The following is an 18,817-nucleotide window of genomic DNA, read 5'->3' as shown; positions in this document are numbered from 1 at the left end:
TGTCTCTTGATCTGCATCAAGGAACGGATGCGCGGCAGATGGGACAAAGGGCGGGTGAAATCGGATAGGTCCCATGAACCTCTACACTGCACCAGATCCCGATAACATCGAGCGGCTCAATGTCGAGCCGGTCAATGCCCGTCGCAACCGGCAACCTCTCTACGCACCTCGGAGGAAGGTTTTTCCCAAGCGTGCAGAGGGACGATTCCGTCGGTTCAAGTGGATCGTCATGCTGGTTACGCTCGGCATCTACTATCTCGCGCCATGGATTCGCTGGGATCGCGGTCCTTACGCGCCTGACCAGGCAATCCTCATCGACCTTTCCTCGCGGCGCTTCTTCTTTTTCTTCATCGAAATCTGGCCTCAGGAATTTTATTATGTAGCGGGTCTCCTGGTCATGGCCGGGTTCGGGCTGTTTCTCGTAACTTCCGCGGTTGGCCGTGCATGGTGCGGCTACGCTTGTCCGCAGACGGTCTGGGTTGATCTTTTTCTCGTCGTCGAACGTGCGATAGAAGGCGATCGAAACGCGCGAATGAAGCTTGACGCTAGCCCCCTGAGCTTTGCCAAGCTGAGGAAGCGTGTCGTCAAACACTTGATCTGGCTGCTGATCGGCATCGTCACAGGCGGAGCGTGGATCTTTTATTTTGCCGACGCGCCGAGCCTGCTTGTTTCGCTGTTCACCGGCCACGCTCCTGCAGCCGCCTACACCACCGTCGCCATCCTTACTGCGACGACCTATGTGCTCGGCGGTCTCATGCGAGAGCAGGTGTGCACCTATATGTGCCCGTGGCCACGCATCCAGGGTGCGATGCTCGACGAAAATTCTCTCGTCGTCACCTACAATGACTGGCGGGGCGAGCAGCGGTCGCGTCACGCCAAGAAGGCTTTGGTCAATGGCCTATCGGTCGGGGATTGCGTGGATTGCAATGCCTGCGTGGCGGTGTGTCCGATGGGAATCGACATTCGCGACGGACAGCAGATGGAGTGCATCACATGCGCGCTCTGCATCGACGCCTGCGACGGTGTCATGGACAAGCTCGGAAAGCCTCGCGGCCTGATCGCCTACGCCACGCTGAGCGAATACTCGAGCAACATGGCGCTTGCCACCGACGAAGGACGAACGGCCGTCCAACCGTCCAGAGTTCGAAACGAGGATGGGACCTTCGTTCCGGCGATCCGGCACTTCAACTGGCGGATCATCTTTCGTCCGAGAACCGTGTTTTACGCAGTCGCCTGGGCGTCGGTCGGCGTGGCCATGCTCGTCCACCTCACCTTTCGGGAGCGCCTTGAACTCAACGTCGTTCACGACCGAAACCCCCAATATGTTCTGGAAAGCGACGGCTCGCTGCGGAATGGCTACACGCTTCGTGTCCTGAACATGGTGCCGAAGCCGAGGGATGTGAACATAAACCTGGTCGGGTTGGAGGGGGCGACGATGCGCATTCCCGAGTTCGGCAAGGAAGACGCTCGCAGCTTTACGGTCCATGCCGAACCCGACGCGGCCACGACGCTGAAGGTCTTCGTTACGCGCAAGCCTACCGGAGCCGCGATCAATGAATTTCTGTTCGTTGTCGAAGATACCGAACATGCCGATCGGGCAACCTACCGCGCGGCGTTCAATGCACCGGGAGACATCAAATGAAGACCTCCGCTCAAGGTTTTACAGGCCTGCACATGCTGCTTTCGACCTCGGCATTCTTTGGCGTGGTGATCGCGGTGAACGTCACCATGGCCTTCTATGCTTCTTCGAGCTGGAGCGGTCTGGTCGTGGAAAACACCTATGTCGCCAGTCAGGAGTTCAACCGCAAAGCGGCGGCGATGAAGGCAATGGCCGCTTCCGGCATCGAGGGCAACCTCTCCATAAAGGGGCACGAGATCCGCTACGATATTCACGACAAGAGCGGATCGCCTGCGATCGTCGACGACGTCATTCTGAATTTCAAACGTCCGGTCGGAGACCACGAGGACTTCCTCCTTACGCTCAGGAAGACAGCCGCGGGGCGGTTCGAAGCGGAGCATGATCTAGCCGACGGTGACTGGATCGTCGAGGCCATCTCGCGAAACGGCGGCGTGGTCGTCATGCATGAGGCAAAACGCATCGATACCGCGGAGTTAGGCCAGTGAGCTGCTGTACCATGGACGCGGAAAGCGTGCTTGCCCTCAGCACGACATCATTCAGTGCCGAAGAGGTTCGCCTTGCCAGCCAGCCGCTCGGCGAAGGATTGCGCCAGCTGGACCTGAGCGTCCCCGACGCCCACTGCGGTGGCTGCATTTCGACCATCGAAAGGGCGTTGTTGGCGCTTTCCTTCGTCAAGACAGCGCGAGTCAATCTCACGGCTCGAAGGGTGAGCTGCGTCTACCAGGAGGAGATGGAGACACGCGCAACCGATCCGTCCAAGATCCTCGCAGCGATCAACTCGTCCGGATATCGCGCGCATCTCTTCACGCCCTCAGCTCCCGAGAACGACAAGACCAGAAATCAACTTCTCCTCGCGATCGGCGTGTCCGGTTTTGCGGCCGCCAACATCATGTTGCTCTCGGTATCGGTCTGGTCGGGCGCAGATGCTGCGACGCGCGACATGTTTCATTGGATCTCGGCGATGATAGCAGCGCCCGCGCTGGTTTATGCGGGGCGCTTCTTCTTCAGATCGGCCTGGAATGCGCTGCGGCACTGGCGCACCAACATGGACGTTCCGATTTCGCTCGCCGTGACGCTCTCCTATGCCGTTTCATTGTGGGAGACCGTCCATCACGGCGAGCATGCCTGGTTCGACGCTTCGGTCTCGCTGCTCTTCTTCCTGCTGATCGGCAGAACCCTCGATCATGTCATGCGGGAAAAGGCTCGGGCGGCGATCAACGGACTCGCAAGACTGGCGCCGCGCGGAGCATTGCTGATCAATCTGGACGGGTCGCGACGCTACATTGCGGTAGAAGAGATCGCGGCGGGGGATGAAATCTCGATAGCCGCAGGCGAACGGGTTCCCGTCGATGGCATCGTCGTCAGCGGAGAAAGTGACTTGGACCTCTCCATCGTCACCGGCGAGAGCAGCCCGGTCGCCGTCGCCAACAACAGCGAAGTGAGTTCCGGGGCGATGAATCTGACTGGCTCCCTCGTGTTGCGGGCGACGAGAATTGCCAAGAATTCGCTTCTCTCGGAGATCATCGGCCTCATGGAAGCCGCCGAGGGCGGAAGAGCTCGCTATCGCAGGATCGCCGATCGCGCTGCGACGCTCTATTCCCCGGTCGTGCATCTGCTGGCGCTGGTCTCCTTCCTTGCCTGGGGCCTCCTGGGCGGAGACTGGAAACAGGCCATGCTGGTCGCCGTAGCGGTGCTGATCATTACCTGCCCATGCGCATTGGGTCTTGCCGTACCTGTGGTCCAGGTCGTCGCCGCGGGCGAACTTTTCCGGAAGGGCATCATGGTGAAGGACGGCTCAGCACTCGAAAGACTGGCCGAAACCGACACCGTGGCCTTTGACAAGACGGGCACCTTGACGATCGGCAGTTCGCGCCTTGTCAGAGTGGATGCCATGGACGAGAGCGCCACCGCGATCGCCCGTGGATTGGCAGCGCATTCACGGCATCCCCTTTCTCGGGCCCTGGTACGGGACACCGAAACCGACCTCATGTCCTTCGACATCGTCACGGAAATCCCCGGCAGGGGACTGGAAGCCAGGAACGGAGCAGATGTCTATCGATTGGGCAACTTGGCGTTTGCCTGCGGAACCAGCATCGTGCCCCGCACCGCCGACAGTCCGTTCTCGGAAGTGGTCCTGTCGAAGAATGGTGTCGATCTTGCCCGCTTCTTCTTCGATGACACGCTTCGTCCGGGTGCTTGCGAGGCAATCGACCGGCTCGATGCAGCCGGCCTTGAAACGCTGATCGTGTCCGGAGACAGGCAGACCGTCGTCGACAATACGGCGCATGCCCTGGGTATCGACAGGGCTTTGGGCTCTCTGACGCCGAAACAGAAGGTCGAGGAATGCCAGAGGCTGAATGGCGAAGGTCGTCGCGTGCTCATGGTTGGCGACGGGATCAACGACGCCCCGGCACTTGCAGCCGCGCATGTCTCGATGGCGCCGGCCACAGCCTCCGATATCGGAAGACAGGCGGCCGACCTGGTTTTCTTCAACGATCGCCTTGACGCTGTTCCGGAAGCGATCGCCGTTGCGCGACGATCCGCCAGCCTCATCCGGCAGAACTTCGCTCTCGCCATCGGTTACAACGTTCTAGCAGTGCCGATCGCCATCGCCGGATTGGCGACGCCGCTGATAGCGGCGGTGGCAATGTCGACATCTTCGATCATCGTCGTGACGAACGCCCTGCGCCTGAACGCCTTCGGCAAGCGTCCGGATATGCACATTCGAGGGCGGATCGGCAGGAGTGCGGAGGTCAAAGCCGCATGAACATGTTGATCTATCTCATACCGATCGCGCTGCTAATGGGAGGAATAGGACTCTTGGCATTCCTCTGGTCGCTGAAGAGCGGCCAGTATGACGACCTTCAAGGCGCCGCCTGGCGAATCCTCGCCGAGGACGAAACCGATCAACGAGAACCCTGACCGCACAGTGGGTCCAAACACGAAAGGAAGATGGATGCTTGCGAAAAATTCTGTGCTTCTGCAGTCTGACCTGTTTGCTGGTTTGGATCAGGCGACTGTGGAGCAATTCGCCGCAACGGCTGAGCTTCGAACCTTCGCCGCTGACGAGAAGATCGTAGCCGAGGGCCAGCAGGCATCGTTCGTCTACTGCGTCATGAACGGGTTTGTGCGACTTTCAAAATCGGAATCCGCCGGGCGCGAAGCGGATATCTGCGTGTGCGAGCCGGGCGACACCTTTGGAGAATATCTACTCGCGGGGGGCGGCTCCTACGCTTATAGCGCGCGGTCCGCCGACGGGGCCGAGATCGCGCTGTTTGCGCTTGCGGAGTTGCAGGCGTTCGCCGACCAACATCCGGTCGTACACAGGAACGTCATGCGCATCGTGGGCAGGCACCTGCTCGGCGCGATGGATTGTATTGCGGGAGACCGGTTGCTCACAGCCGCGCAACGGGTGGCAAACTACCTTATGAGCCGCTGCCCCGCCTCGGCGGCCACCTCGCGGGTTACGTTCCGCCTTCCTTACCGAAAGCGAATCCTGGCCGGCAAACTGGGACTGGCGCCGGAAGCCCTTTCCCGCGCGTTTGCGGCGCTCGCCCCGGCGGGGGTCGAAGTCAGAGGCAAGGTCGTCCTCGTCGATAGCGTCGACCTGCTGCGGGAGGCATGTTAACCGTTGGATCACCGGGCCACATGTTGAAGTTCGCCGCGCTGTTCCTGCCATTAACTACCATGTCAATGGGGTACCTGTTCGCCGCAGACTCAAGCCTCTCAAGGCCTCCACACACTACGAGTTCATTTGCAAAGCATGGGCTTCATAACCCGAGCGCTTCACCAGATTCGCTCTATCTAATGCCAGGTCTAAACATCCAGCGCGTGCCAATCATTTTATTATCTATCGCGGAGTTCGGGGAACCGGAAGAATCCGACTAGCGCAATAGTGTCGATCCTATTAGTAACGCAATGATGCGGGCATTTATTCCGACATAGGCTTTAAATGCTCGAGCCGAGTGCTTCAGATTACGGCGATATCACAAGCTTTTCGCGTGCCCAGGAAGCCCTGTTAACCCACGTTCGTTCACCTCTTGTACGACCCTTGGGACGGCATCGCGTTCTAGGTCAAGGTGGTTCATCAACGCGGACTCCACCAAGTTTGTCGCGGCGCCTAGTTCAGACATTGCGGCAATTAATTTCTCGAGGCTTTCGACAAATGCGGGCCTAAGTTCCGACGCAGTTATTTCCATTCGTAGAGGGTGAGTGCAAAAACAGAATCGTTGAACGATTTTACATGCCTCGCAATTCGATGCTTCTTCGGCGATTCTAGTAAATATCGCTTCTGCCGTTAGGGCGAGTTCGTCGGGGGACAATTTATCTGCCACGGCCCAGCTCTCTGGGATCTGCGGCCGCTTTCGATTCAACGCCGAGATTAGCGTCTCACTTCCAACAACATAAAAATCTAACAGAGTACCCTCCAACATCGGCCTGGTGAAAAAGCCCTTCTGAGGGATGTATTGGATCTTCCCTTCAGCTGCTAGTCGCTGAAGTGCTTCGCGAATTGGTGTTCGACCAAGATCAAGATTAGACGCCAGATCCTGTTCCCTGAGATGTTGCCCCGGCACACGGCCGTTATTGTGGAGAATTCGTCGAATAGCATCGTAGGCAATATCGGCCTTTGCAGGTTCTGGTTCAGTAGAAAAGTTTGTGTCAGCCCCACGCTGTGGGGGCGCGTTCTTGCAACACCGCATTTGATGGTTTTCCTCTGTCGATGTCCTTCGGGGACCCTACAGGAGCTTATTCATTGATATCGGGCGGCGTTCCGATTCAAGCCCGAATTAATTGGCCTCACCATATCGGCACGCGTTTTAACCCAGGCGAGATTCGGGACCTTTATAACAGCCGCGGCCGCAGCTGGCCGCTATCGCACTCTCTCGCCGCTGAGTTCAACGGAATGGGGCAAGAGGAAGCTGTCACGTTCTCCATCTAAGAGGGCGATCTTCATCTCTGGCCTGTCGGATCTGATTTTGTCTGGGTGCATGTTGTCACGTCGGTTCACCTAAGCCTCCCGTCGCTGACCGGGGTAGACCCCCGTGCCGCTTGTTGACCAGATCTAGACGGCGCTCCGCGATATATCAACACATAACATTGATATTTTTTTTGATATATTTTGGCCTATCGCGCCACCTTAACGTTTTGTTTTTTCTGCTGTTGGCAAAGAACTCAGGCAGCGTCTAATTTGTGACGCATTATCCAGCCCGCAGAAAGGTTTGCGCGGATTTCCGAGTTGGCGATTCCGGTTGGCGGATCGAAAAAGCTCTGGGTGTTTAGTCCCGGCATTTGATGGTGGATTATTTTCGTTAGAATGGAGGGAGGCACTATGGGCCCTAGTAGCCGAGACGAGAGGAGCTAGCAGACTGGATGCGCGACCGACCCAGTCAGCCATTACGGATCGCGAGATGTCTATCCCTAACCGCTCGTACATCTCGGATAGGCGATAGAGGGGAATGTGATCGTCGAATTTAGCGATCATGATATGGGCGAGCAGTCCCGGCCCGGGTTTGCCGCGCTCGATCGGCAGGGTCGGCATCTCGCCAGCTACCGTCGTATCGCCATCCCTGCAGATCATGCGCTTTTCGACATGGCGGACAATCTTAACCGACGCCGGCACGTGCTCCAACACCTGGACCACCCTGTCGGCCGCCTTCAGGAACGATGCGCCACCCCAGGTCGGGCAGATGTCGACGTTCCGCGTCACTTCACAGCGGCGTCACCGTCGGCTTCGTTTTGTTTCTGTTGATTGAAAAAGAATCGTGATCGCCCGCACTTCCTACCAGCCAAACCGCCATGCATACCGCATTGTCGGGGAACAACCTAGTTCCATAAATCTACTTATGCCTCAGAGACATCCTCGAATCTCGACCAATTTTACAAGTCTCTGTGCGATCAGGCCCCCGCAACCAAATCTTCCCAAATACACTCCTGAGCAGTATCGCTGGCGCGAAGACTTCATCTTCGCTGGCGATGGTAGCTCGTCGTCCTGCGGACCATAACCTGAAGGCCGCAGGTTCAAATCCTGCCCCCGCAACCAAATCCCAAATACACTCCTGAGCAATATCGCTGGCGCGAAGACTTCATCTTCGCTGGCGATGGTAGCTCCTCGTCCTGCGGACCATAACCTGAAGACCGCAGGTTCAAATCCTGCCACCGCAACCAAATCCCAAATACACATACGCAAAAGCCCGCCTCCTGCGGGCCTTTTGCGTTTCTGCTTACCGGTGGGTCGAGACCTTGCCCCCAAGTTTTATCCAGTTTTGAGTTCGCTCCAGCGGTTTTTGGTTGCTGTTGTTGGTTCGGTAGCGGCGGGTTGCGGTGCGGAGCCATGGTCGCCATCATCGCGATCTGGATTGGTGTCGGTCTGATCACATGGACAATGATGCTGAAGGTTATCTCAGTTCGAGCCTGAGTGCCAGGCATGCCTAAAGAGGCATGAAACCACCGAGCCACAACCAGAGGCCAGCGAAGACCATGGATAGGAGTGTGATCGGTACCCCAGCTTTCGCGTGATCCCGAAAAGTCAGCCGTACCCCTTGGGCTGAGGCACGCTCGGCCACGATCAGATTTGCAAGGCTTCCGACCAGAAACAGGTTTCCGGCCAGCGTCGAAAGAATGGCGAGGCCGACCAGGACCCCCTCCGGGATCTCTTGCCAGACCTTCAGGATCATCACCACGGCGGGAACATTGCCGATCGTGTTGCTCAGAAAAAGCGAGATCGGCACAAGGAACGAAACTCGATCGGGAAGGAGGCCATGGGCGGCGAGCATCCGCACGGCCTCCTCCGGAATTCCGGTCCGCGCGAAGGCGTCGTTGACGACGAACAAGGCCGCAAACAGGATCAGCAATGGCAGATCGATTTCGCCGAAGAGTTGTCGGGTCGGAAGGGTGCGGCTTACGATCAGGCAGGCGGCGACCAAAAGAGCCGAGATCTCGCGTGGCAGCGGCGTGGCAAACAAGACAAGCAGCGCAAGAAGGGCGACGGTACAGATTCCAACCTGAGCGCGGTCGAAGGCTACAGGCTCGAGGGGTGCGCCGTCGTCTGCCGCTGCGAGACTTGATCGCCAGATGAACGCGATACATCCGAAACTGAGAACAAGACCTGCGATCGCCGGGATGACGGCCTGCGCGAAATAGGGCCAGAACCCCAGCGCGCCGGCCTGACCGATGAGGATGTTTTGTGGATTGCCGATCAAGGTGGCGGCCGAACCCGCATTGCTGGCCGCGGCGAGACCAAGCAGGAATGGCCGTGGGTCGAGTTTCCGCACTTTGAGGCCGGTGCACAGCAGCGGCGTCATGGCGAAAACAACGATATCGTTGACAAGGAAGGCGGAGAGGATGCCGCCGACCGTGATCGTCAAGGCGAGCAGGCGCAGCGGCCTGCCTGCCTGGCCCGCTATCCAAACCGACGCCGCATCGTAGAAGCCGCTTGCACCAACACGCGCGGAAAGGATCATCAAGCCGCCAAGCAAAAGCAAGGTCGGAAAATGGATCGCTTCGCTCATCCCGTCGACGGGAACTGCCCCGAGAGCGACTAGCGCGACTGCGACGATCATTGCGATGCCGGCGCGGTCGATCCTAAGTCCTGGGACGCGTCCCAATGCCATCCCGAGATAGGTGAGCCCGAAGAGAATAACGACGAGATTTGTCATTGTGTGAGGTCGTCCATCGCGTCCGTTTACGATCGCACCATTGTGTCGACAAAGGCCGGCAGCCGGTCAAGCGGCTCCTGACCTGCCCACTTCTTGTTTCGCTAATTTCCAACGCGAGTAGAGACGCTCTCCACTGCAGTTTCTCCGGCCTCGCATCGTCGCCTGTCATCTGATTGTGGTGAAGATCTCCGCTTATGATCTTGTAGAGCGCCGCCGATTTCAGGCGCGTTGCCCATCCCGCCCCAAACCATGCACCGAACAGGCTTCCACCGAGCAGGTTGGAAACGATAAGCCAGTTCTCAGCGAGAGCGGCGAAAGGCACTGTTCCGGCGCGGAACGGCAGGGCGGTTGCGACCCCAACGAGGCTCATGGCCTTGTTAAGGATGGCCACTTCCAGGCCGCGAAACTGAAAAGGCCGATCAGAAGAGGCAAGCGGAACTGCGCGCCGCCAAGGCCAACCAGCCTGCCGAGGGTGCCGATAATTGCACCTCCGCCGAATGCAATGGGTAAGCTTCGAGACTGAGGTGCTGTCGTTGCGTTCATCGGTATTGCGGTCGATAGCGCCTGATGGAAATATCGACTCTGTAGCGGCTTTCGTTGGCCCATGCCAGTCACATACCCGCCAAGTGTAGCTAATGCTTCATCATTATTGGAAGCGTTCTATGTGACAACAGATAGCGAGTGACGCGGCCGAGCAGCAACTCCAAGAAATATCCGTGCTTGTAGGCGCCGATCAGCAGGCAGGTGGCCTTCTCGGTTTTTGCGAAATCGAGGATCGTTTCGCCGACGGAGCGGCCGCCTGAGTTGATCGCGATAACGTCGCCGTCGAGTCCGAGTTGCTTGAGCAGTTCCCGCGCCGTGAACTGATAACTTCCGTCGGGTCTGTCGTTGACGCAGAGAACGGTAATGCGATCGGCCGTCGCCAGCCAGTGTCTCGCCGCGACGACGGCGCGCTGCGCATGATCCTGCGGCTTCCAGCCAATCACGACATGGCCGAGCAGGTTGCCGGCATATTGGCCGGGTGGCGGCACCAGCACCAACTTGCGTTCGTTGAACAGGATGTCGTGGAACGTGTCACGGGCATCCATGTTGCCATGGCACGGGGCAACGACGAGCGCCGTCTCATGGCATTCGGTCGTCACGCAACGATCGAGATCGCCGCGGCAATCGTCGAGAAGGAGCCGGTCTCGACCAGGCTTACCTTGCTTCCAATCCTCGAAAGCGCGTGCGACACGCTCGAACCGCTGCGACGGCGAGCCTTCATCGTGTTCTCTCAGTAGCTGCAGGTCGATCTCCTCGGCCGCAGCGATCATCCTTTCCGGATCCGCACCGACGTGGGCGGCGGCCATGGTGCCATTGATGGCACCTGCGGCATCCTCGGCGATATCAAGGCAAGAGCGCGCTGTTGCCGGATCGGGCAGCAATGCGAGAATATCGGCATGGACGGTGATCTCATGCACATGGTCGGCGAAGATGACACCAGCCGGTTGTGACGGCGGTCTCGACGAGCCGTCACTTGAGAGCACATAGTTCATGTCGGACCTCCTTCCACGATGCTTGCATCGCTCCCAGTCCACAGAACTTCATTTTACGCCCGCGTCGCATGGCTCGCAACGCCGCCGGCGGTGCAGGATTGTTCAAGGTCACCCGTTCAATTGATCGGCGCCTCCGGCCGACGCTGCGAGAATGTCCTAATATAGAAATCCCTCGCCAAAACTCGTGCGCAAAGGCGCCGCCTCGGTAAGCTTGAAACTGCGGGTTCCGTCGTCCCGGCGTTCGGCGCGCAGGAACGCCACGTCGGACCTGGCTTCCTCCGCGAAGTCGTTGGCGAACTCGAACATGCGGGTGACGAAGAACATGCGCGCGCGATCGTCGAGGAAGGTGGCGACGATCTGCCGGGCGATCTCCCTGACTTCGCGTTCGTTGGTCGTAGCGAAGGATTCGTTGAACGAAGAATCCCTCAAACTTTTGCCAGAGCTTCAGGTCCTTGGCAGCGCAGCGTCGTATCACTGTAGCAGGCCCCGCGCGCGCTTCTTCCCCAAAAGAGGGAGCAAGAGATCGGCCACCGATATCAAAGATATGGACCTTCCGCTGCCCGCGGCTGCCAATACGTCGATAACTTCATGCGACGGCGGTCGGAACCTTCAATGTCTTCGATCGGTTCGTACGCGTGAAGTGGAGGAACTGACCATGTCCGCAAAAAATGCTGCCCCATCCGAGAAGGGCATTCCTGAAGACCAGCGCGTCAATCGCCCCGACCACAAGGAAGCGCCACCGGACCCTGACGATCGCAAAGATCCGCCCCGAGATACAAGGGAGGCGCCCGTGCCCAACCCAAACAGCGAGCCTGTCGACAAGTCTTAGCGCCGCCAGATCGTCGCCAATTGACTTGAGGATTAGCGGAGCATTTGCCGAGGATCAGCAAAAGCAACGGCAATGGAGAGGGTTTGTTGAAGACGTTGCCCATAATCCGGGTGAATTGATGGATGTCATCACAGATATCGCCGCATTTCTGATGCCTCATGCCTCGCCGCGACAGATGAGGCGTGCATAATCCTCGGATCAACCCATTTATCGGTTCTTAAGCAAAGAATGACAGTTTGGCTCCGATCGGTGGTGGGGGTGCATTCGTGGTAAATGGTTTGATGTCGCAGGTTCGCATTCAGACGAAGGTGCTGGTACTTTTGGCGCCATTCGTCATTAGCCTATGCGCAGTGGGGCTGACGGGCTATTACGCGGCCAGCCTTCTCGAAGGTCGGATGGAGATCTCCAACCATGTTTTGCAGTCCCTGAACGGGTTCAAACATGTTTCTTCCAGCATGACCGGCTTTCTGATGAAGCCGTCGCAGGAAGCCCGTGATACCGCGCTTGCGGATGCCCGAGAGCAACTGGGCAACCTGAAGCAGACGATCGAGAGCCTAAGGCCGACGACCGATGTGGGGCTTCTTGACCGGGCACTCGATCAATCGCAAATCATCCCGCAAAAGATCGAAGCGATCTGGCAAATCGAAACGGGGCAGCAGAAAATTCTCAGTGATGTTGACGCTGCTTCCGCGGCACTTCTTGATCTGCAAGGGCAGGTTGGCAAGCGCTCGTTCATGCTGATGGCTAGCGCGAAGAAGACGGAAAATGCCAACAAGGGCGGACTGAACAATTCCGTCTCCGTCAGCGCCGCTGCCAGTGTCGCGACAAAACTTCGCAATGACTATACGAATGCGATGACGCCGGCTGACAAAGTTAGCCTGTTAGCCAAATACGCGCCCGATTTGCAAAAGGCAAAGGAGCAGCTTTCGCCTGCGGTCGCGACCGACAAACAAGCGTTCGCCGCGCAGTATGCCGCTGCTGTGGACGTCATTGCCAACGCTTCGAAGGTGTCGCCTGACACTTTGGATGTCCCAGCAACGGATGCCACCGTTACCAATCTTGCTGCAACCGGCGACAGTCTCAAGGCGATTGGCGACGATCTGATGCGGACCTCCGTGCTCGCGCTTGCCGCGTCGGACAAGGATATTTCGCAGGCGACGAATGTCGGCAACGAACTGCGCGCCATCGTTAACAGCAATAACGAGATCCGCGTCGGCTTCGCCGAACTCGCCGGCAATCCAGACGACGCGCGAGTGAAGAAAGTCCAGCAGTCGATCTACATGTATCAGACCGAGCTCGGCCGTCTTGCCGGCGTGGTGAACGACGATCCTGTCTTTGCCGAAATTCCGAAGAAGGCTCAACCCGTCCTCGATCTGCTTGCAGCAAACGCTGCGGCGCTCTCCGAAGGTGCGGCGCGCAAGCTGGCGGAATTCGACAGCGCTGCTGCGCAGATCGACAACACCTGGAACCTGCTTGCTCAATTCGCCGAGACGCAAAGGCAAAATGCTGGGCAGGATCGTCAACAGGCCAATAGGATATCCGGTGGCGCCATTGTGTTCGGCATCCTGATCGCTATGACCGCGGGTGCCGCGCTGGTCGTCACCCTGAAGGGACCGATCACCCAGATTACCGCAGCGATGCGCAAGATCGCAGAGGGAAGGCTCGATACCGCAATCACCGGCGAGGCACGGGGCGACGAAATCGGGGAAATGGCCCGAGCGCTTTCCGTCTTCAAACAAAATGCGCTGTCGAATGTCGATATGGAACATCGGGCCGAGATCGCGCGGAGCGATGCGGAATCCGAGCGCGCCCGTAACGAACTCGAGCGACGTAGCGCCAAGGTCCAGGTTGACGCCGCAATCGAGGCGCTTGCAGAAGGGCTCACGCGGCTGTCGCGGGGAGAGTTGAATTTTTCGATCGATACGCCCTTTGCCGCCGACCTCGACCGGATCCGTACCGATTTCAACATGTCCGTCGCGGGTCTCAGGGAGACGCTTTGCGATATCCGCGAGACGTCTTCCCTCATCAGCGACAATGGCCGACAGATGGCGGAAGCCGTTGATGACCTGGCCAGCCGAACGGAAAAGCAGGCCGCCGCACTTGAGGAAACCGCAGCGGCAGTGGAGGAGATTTCTTCCGCCGTCAACACCTCTTCAGGACGGGCAGCAGCAGCGCTTGCGCTTGTCCAACGCGCCAAACAGGGCGCCGACGCCTCGGCTTCAGTGGTCCAAAACGCGGTTTCGGCCATGGGACGAATTGAGGACGCGTCGGGCAAGATCGTTCAGATTGTCAGCGCCATCGACTCCATCGCTTTCCAGACCAATCTCTTGGCCCTAAATGCAGGAGTCGAAGCGGCAAGAGCGGGTGAGGCCGGCAAGGGCTTTGCAGTCGTGGCGCAGGAAGTGCGAGAGCTGGCGCAGCGGTCGGCTCGCGCAGCCAAGGAAATCGGTGAGCTCATCAACAATTCCGTCCGAGAGGTTGCATCCGGCTCCGAATTCGTCGGTCGCACCGGCGATGCGCTGATGGAGATTTCCAGCGAGATCGTCCATATTGTCGGTCATATCGAGCTCATTGCCTCGTCAAGCCGCGACCAAGCGACGACACTCCATTCGATCAACGCATCGGTGAACGATATTGATCATATGACGCAGCAAAATGCGGCGATGGTGGAAGAGACGAATGCTGCCACCAGACAGCTATCGTCCGAGGCGCTTGCACTTACCGACATGATTGCGCGCTTTCGGCTTGAAGGCCACGAGCGCGCGGCTTCAAGAGGGTACCAGACTGCGGCGGCATGACGGCAGCATGTATTCGCAGTACCTGTTAACTTGCTTTGAGATGGATGATTTCCGATCATCAGGCTGATGAGTGATACGTTTCCCTTGATCAGTTTTCAGGCGCACGATAGTTGCTAAAATAGCAATCTTCTAATATACGTGGAGCCGCCGTTTTAATATTTCCGCAGCGGCAAGCAACGTCCCTCCAACTGACGGGCGTTTATTATCCTATTCAGCAGGACGTTCGATTTCATGAAGTAGATTAGAGATTTATGGGAGGAGGAATAATGCGAAAATGGGCATCTTCTCTACTGACGGCCCCGCATGGAAGGCGTCTTCTTCTCTTTGCTATCTCGGGATTGCCAACGTTCTGCGCAGTGGTGCTCTTAGCTGGCGCCTCGTCCGCGCAGGCGCCGACCGAAGAGCAGCGCAATGCGATCAAGGCGGAATGTCGCTCCGATTTCATCGCGCAATGTTCAGGGGTGACGCCGGGCGGCATCGAGGCGCTCACTTGTCTGCAACAGCATAATGCCACACTGTCGGCGGGCTGCCGGAAGGCGGTGTCGGCGGTGAGCAAACCCAAGTCGACATCCGCGGAACCGGCCCCGGCTGCGCCCGCAACCACCGGGGCGACCACACCGGCGCCGGCGACGGCCGCACCGACGCAGGCGCAGCGCAATGCCGTCAAATCGGCTTGCCAACGCGATTTTATGGCGCAATGCTCTGGTGTCAAACCGGGCGGTACCGAGGCGCTCAGCTGCTTGCAACAGCACAGTGCCGCTCTATCGGCGCCGTGTCAGCAGGCCGTTGCGGCCTTGGGAGGATCAGCCTTGGGAGGATCAGCCGGATCAACCCCAGCCAGCGGTGCTGCCGCGACGGTTGCGACCACGCCTGTTCCTCGGACCATGATGCCGGCCTTCTCGCCGCGCGAGGAACTGATGATCCTGCGCGAAACCTGCGGATCGGATTTTCAGGCTCTGTGCCGCACGGTGCCTTTGGGCGGAGGACGGGCTATCGCTTGTCTGCGGGACAATTTGCAACGCGTGTCGCCTGCATGCCACCGGGTCCTGACCTCGGGATTATAGTGTCTGTTCGAAACTTGCGCAGTGAAGAGACTCAACAGCAACCTGCCTCCGCGTGAAACCGCTGGTGATTGCGCGACAGGCTGTTGCAACAGCCTTACTGAACCTTCGGCATCTCCGCCCCCGCGACGGCTGCTGTCTTTATGCGCCCTTTCCAATATTCCTCGAGGCGCTGCAGCAGGACGTAGAAGGACGGTACGAAGAGCACGGCGAGGCAGGTCGAGGCGATCATCCCGCTGAAGACCGATATGCCGATCGACTTGCGGGCGGATGCGCCGGCGCCCGTCGCCAGCACCAGCGGCAGGACACCGAGAATGAAGGCGAAGGACGTCATCAGAATCGGCCGGAAACGCAGGCGGGCGGCCTCGACTGCGGCATCCAGAATTTCCATGCCTTCCGCCCGCTTTTCCCGCGCATATTCGACGATGAGAATGGCATTCTTCGATGCCAGCGCAATCAGCAGGATGAGACCGATCTGCGTATAGAGATTGTTGGCAACGCCCGCCGCCGTCAGGGCCGCCACCGTGCCGAGGAGGGCGAGCGGCACGGCCAGAATGACCGCCAGCGGCAAGATCCAGCTTTCATATTGACCGGCGAGCACGAAATAGACGAGGAGGATGACGAGCGCGAAGACGAAATAGATCTGCCCGCCCACGGCCTTCTCCTGGTAGGATAGCGCCGTCCATTCGAAACTGGCGCCCGGCGGCAGCGTTCGATCGGCAATCTGCTCCATGACGTCGAGTGACTGGCCGGAGCTGAAGCCGGCGGCCGGCCCGCCAACGATCGTTGCTGAGGGGTAGAGATTGTAGAGGCTGATCAGGGAGGGGCCTTGAGTCGTCGTGACATCGACGACCGTGCCGAGCGGCACCATTGTCCCGTCACCGGCCTTGACCCTCAGCTTGCGGATATCATCCGCGCTGACCCGGAAATCGGAAGCGGCCTGCGCATAGACCTGGAAGGTGCGGCCGAATTTGTTGAACTGGGTCACATAGCTCGAGCCGACGTAGCCGGAGAGCGCCGAGAAAACCTGACCGACGGTAACCCCCAATGTCTCCGCCTTGATGCGGTCGACGGCGACTGCGAGTTGCGGCACGTTCGAGCGGAAGGGCGTGCTCAGCCTTTGCAGCGACGATTGGGCACTGCCGTTCTTGACGATCGTATCGGCAAGCGATTGCAGCAGCGGGTAGTCGGAAATGCCGTTCTTGATCTCGACCTGCATGGTGAAGCCGCTGGCATTGCCGACGCCCTGGATCGGAGGCGGCACGACCACCAGCGTCTTGGCGGCGAGCACGCTTTGCAGCGCGCCGTTCAGATGCTGGTAGATCGACAGCAGATCCTGCCCCTTCTGCTTGCCGCGCTCGTCCCAATCCTTCAGCACGACATATGCGACGCCGGCATTCTGCAGGCTGGCATTGTTGTCGAGAACGGAAATGCCGCTGATCGTCAGCACCTGATCGACGCCAGGTGTGGCTTCGGCGATCTTGCCGACCTCGTTCATTACGGCATCGGTGCGCTCCTTCGAGGCACCGTCAGGCAGTTGTGCACTGATCAGCACGTAACCTTGATCCTCGATCGGCAGGAACGCGGTCGGCAGGCGGGTGAGACCCCAGACGGCGACCCCGATCAGCACAATTGCCGCTATGGCCATGACACCGGCGTGGCGGGTCATCGATCCGATCAGCCCGGCATAGCCGCGTTCGCCTTTGTCGTAGACCCTGTTGAAGCCGCGATAGAGGGCGTTGCGTTTCTCGGGCGGGACCGGCGGCCGCAGCCAAAGGGCGCATTGCGTCGGTTTCAGCGTGGCGGCATTGATGGCGCTGATCAGCGCCGTGGCGGCGATGACGAGGGCGAATTGCCGATAAAGCTGTCCGGTCAGGCCGGGCAGGAAGGCGGCCGGAATGAAAACGGCCATCAGCACCAGCGTAATGCCGATGACCGGACCGAGGAGTTCCTCCATGGCCTTCTCGGCCGCCTGTCGGCCGGACATGCCCGCCTCGATGTGGCGGGCGACACCCTCGACGATGACGATGGCATCATCGACGACGATGCCGATGGCGAGAACGATGGCAAACAGCGTCGACAGGTTGACCGTGAAGCCCAATGCCGCCATGGCCGCGAAGGCGCCGATAATGGTGACCGGAACGGTGGTCGCCGGAACGAGCATTGCCCGCCAATCCTGCAGGAAAACGAGAATGACGATGAGAACGAGGACGCCCGCCTCGATCAAAGTGACGTAAACCTCGTCGATGGACGCCTTGACGAATTTCGTCGTGTCGAACGGCACATGATATTCGAGGCCCTGCGGGAAGCTCTTCGAGAGCTCCTGCATTTTTGCGCCCACCTCCTGCGCCACCGCAATGGCGTTGGCCTCCGGAAGCTGAAAAATGCCGATGCCGGCCGCCGGTCGGCCGTTCTGCATGAAGGACTGGCTGTAAGTCTGGGCGCCGAGTTCGACGCGACCGATATCGCGGATGCGCGTGACGCGGCCGCCTTCGCCGCTTTCGACCTTGACGACAATATTCTCGTAATCGGCAGCCTCGTTCAGCCGGCCGTTGACATTCAGCGTGTATTGGAAGACCTGCCCGTTCGGGACCGGCGGAATGCCGATCTGGCCGGCGGCGACCTCCTGGCTCTGCTGCTGCACCACGTTGACGATATCCTGCGGCGTCAGACCGCGTGCCTGCAGCAGGTTCGGGTCCATCCAGATACGCATGGCATACTGGCCGGCGCCGAAGACGGTGACGTTGCCGACGCCCGGCAGGCGGGCGAGTTCATTCTGCAGGTTGATGACGGCATAGTTCGACAGGAACAGGCTGTCATAGCGGCTGTCCGGCGAGGTCAGGCTGACGAAGCCGAGGATCGCCGTCGATTTTTTCTGTGTCGTGACGCCTTGAACCTGCACCGCTTCGGGAAGCGATGACATCGCTATGGCGACGCGGTTTTGCACCAGAACCTGCGCTTGATCGGGATCCGTTCCGATGGCGAAGGTCACCGTCAGCGAATAGGTGCCGTCGCTGGCGCTCGTCGACTGCATGTAGAGCATGTCCTGCACGCCGTTGACCTGCTGCTCGATCGGCAGAGCGACGGTGTCGATGAGGGTCTGGGCGCTGGCGCCTGGGAAGCGCGTCGTCACCTGCACCGTCGGCGGGACGACATTCGGATATTGCGCCACGGGCAGTTGGAACAGAGCCACCGCGCCGATGAGCACGAAGACCAACGCCAGAACGTTGGCGAGTACCGGTCGCTCGATGAAGAAGCGCGAGATCATGCTGTTGTCCTTAGACTAGACGGTCAGGTGAA

General features: G+C 59.1%; 12 protein-coding genes and 2 pseudogenes. 7 read left to right on the top strand and 7 right to left on the bottom strand.

Going from position 1 to position 18,817, the window contains the following annotated elements; all coding sequences use genetic code 11:
• Positions 1-73 precede the first annotated feature (73 nt).
• The 5 genes from ccoG to N2A41_RS19305 are packed head-to-tail and all read left to right on the top strand — an operon-like array spanning position 74 to position 5,267.
• Positions 74-1,642, top strand: a complete 1,569-nt coding sequence (gene ccoG, locus N2A41_RS19325) for a cytochrome c oxidase accessory protein CcoG (RefSeq protein ID WP_260109503.1) — start codon at positions 74-76, stop codon at positions 1,640-1,642.
• Positions 1,639-2,124, top strand: coding sequence for a FixH family protein (locus N2A41_RS19320; RefSeq protein ID WP_011654243.1), 486 nt, complete (start codon positions 1,639-1,641; stop codon positions 2,122-2,124). Before ccoG ends, N2A41_RS19320 begins: the two co-directional genes overlap by 4 nt.
• Complete coding sequence (locus N2A41_RS19315) at positions 2,121-4,406, top strand: cation-translocating P-type ATPase (RefSeq protein ID WP_260109502.1); 2,286 nt, start codon at positions 2,121-2,123, stop codon at positions 4,404-4,406. Before N2A41_RS19320 ends, N2A41_RS19315 begins: the two co-directional genes overlap by 4 nt.
• Entirely contained in the window at positions 4,403-4,561 is a 159-nt protein-coding gene (gene ccoS, locus N2A41_RS19310; protein WP_003549679.1) for a cbb3-type cytochrome oxidase assembly protein CcoS, read from the top strand. Before N2A41_RS19315 ends, ccoS begins: the two co-directional genes overlap by 4 nt.
• A 34-nt stretch (positions 4,562-4,595) precedes the next feature.
• Positions 4,596-5,267: a Crp/Fnr family transcriptional regulator gene (locus tag N2A41_RS19305; protein ID WP_260109501.1), complete on the top strand. Its 672-nt coding sequence runs from the start codon at positions 4,596-4,598 to the stop codon at positions 5,265-5,267.
• 358 nt (positions 5,268-5,625) lie between these two features.
• On the opposite strand, the gene N2A41_RS19300 is transcribed toward N2A41_RS19305, so the two are convergent.
• From N2A41_RS19300 to N2A41_RS19275, 6 genes and pseudogenes are all read right to left on the bottom strand, one after another.
• On the bottom strand, positions 5,626-6,339 hold the full coding sequence (locus tag N2A41_RS19300; RefSeq protein ID WP_003549684.1) for a GntR family transcriptional regulator: 714 nt from the start codon (positions 6,337-6,339) through the stop codon (positions 5,626-5,628).
• A gap of 617 nt (positions 6,340-6,956) precedes the next feature.
• Positions 6,957-7,325: pseudogene (locus tag N2A41_RS19295) on the bottom strand (IS66 family transposase); the annotation flags it as partial.
• 742 nt (positions 7,326-8,067) lie between these two features.
• Entirely contained in the window at positions 8,068-9,294 is a 1,227-nt protein-coding gene (locus N2A41_RS19290; protein ID WP_260109500.1) for an SLC13 family permease, read from the bottom strand.
• 190 nt (positions 9,295-9,484) lie between these two features.
• Positions 9,485-9,837, bottom strand: a pseudogene (locus N2A41_RS19285) (TSUP family transporter); the annotation flags it as partial.
• 89 nt (positions 9,838-9,926) lie between these two features.
• A complete protein-coding gene (locus N2A41_RS19280) occupies positions 9,927-10,829 on the bottom strand; it encodes a universal stress protein (RefSeq protein WP_260109499.1) in 903 nt (300 codons plus the stop codon).
• Positions 10,830-10,985: 156 nt separating this feature from the next.
• Positions 10,986-11,258 (bottom strand): hypothetical protein, encoded by a 273-nt coding sequence (locus tag N2A41_RS19275; protein WP_260109498.1) that lies wholly within the window; start codon positions 11,256-11,258, stop codon positions 10,986-10,988.
• Positions 11,259-11,924: 666 nt separating this feature from the next.
• Between N2A41_RS19275 and N2A41_RS19270 the strand changes: the two genes are divergently transcribed.
• Both N2A41_RS19270 and N2A41_RS19265 read left to right on the top strand, forming a co-directional pair.
• Complete coding sequence (locus N2A41_RS19270; RefSeq protein ID WP_260109497.1) at positions 11,925-14,456, top strand: methyl-accepting chemotaxis protein; 2,532 nt, start codon at positions 11,925-11,927, stop codon at positions 14,454-14,456.
• 266 nt (positions 14,457-14,722) lie between these two features.
• Entirely contained in the window at positions 14,723-15,520 is a 798-nt protein-coding gene (locus tag N2A41_RS19265; RefSeq protein ID WP_260109496.1) for a hypothetical protein, read from the top strand.
• Between the two features lie 94 nt (positions 15,521-15,614).
• Here N2A41_RS19265 and N2A41_RS19260 read toward each other — a convergent pair whose 3' ends face one another.
• Positions 15,615-18,785, bottom strand: coding sequence for an efflux RND transporter permease subunit (locus N2A41_RS19260; RefSeq protein ID WP_260109495.1), 3,171 nt, complete (start codon positions 18,783-18,785; stop codon positions 15,615-15,617).
• Positions 18,786-18,817: the final 32 nt, after the last annotated feature.

The sequence above is a fragment of the Rhizobium sp. SRDI969 genome (assembly GCF_025152725.1).
Classification (GTDB): Bacteria; Pseudomonadota; Alphaproteobacteria; order Rhizobiales; family Rhizobiaceae; genus Rhizobium; species Rhizobium leguminosarum_I.
Note: the sequence above shows the minus strand (reverse complement) of the source record. Positions and strands in the feature narration are given on the sequence as shown.

Coding starts and splice junctions, on each gene's coding strand:
- N2A41_RS19320 (WP_011654243.1), top strand. CDS start 1,639: ATGAAGACCTCCGCTCAAGGTTTTACAGGCCTGCACATGCTGCTTTCG.
- N2A41_RS19260 (WP_260109495.1), bottom strand. CDS start 18,785: ATGATCTCGCGCTTCTTCATCGAGCGACCGGTACTCGCCAACGTTCTG.
- N2A41_RS19265 (WP_260109496.1), top strand. CDS start 14,723: ATGCGAAAATGGGCATCTTCTCTACTGACGGCCCCGCATGGAAGGCGT.
- N2A41_RS19300 (WP_003549684.1), bottom strand. CDS start 6,339: ATGCGGTGTTGCAAGAACGCGCCCCCACAGCGTGGGGCTGACACAAAC.
- N2A41_RS19290 (WP_260109500.1), bottom strand. CDS start 9,294: ATGACAAATCTCGTCGTTATTCTCTTCGGGCTCACCTATCTCGGGATG.
- N2A41_RS19280 (WP_260109499.1), bottom strand. CDS start 10,829: ATGAACTATGTGCTCTCAAGTGACGGCTCGTCGAGACCGCCGTCACAA.
- N2A41_RS19305 (WP_260109501.1), top strand. CDS start 4,596: ATGCTTGCGAAAAATTCTGTGCTTCTGCAGTCTGACCTGTTTGCTGGT.
- ccoS (WP_003549679.1), top strand. CDS start 4,403: ATGAACATGTTGATCTATCTCATACCGATCGCGCTGCTAATGGGAGGA.
- ccoG (WP_260109503.1), top strand. CDS start 74: ATGAACCTCTACACTGCACCAGATCCCGATAACATCGAGCGGCTCAAT.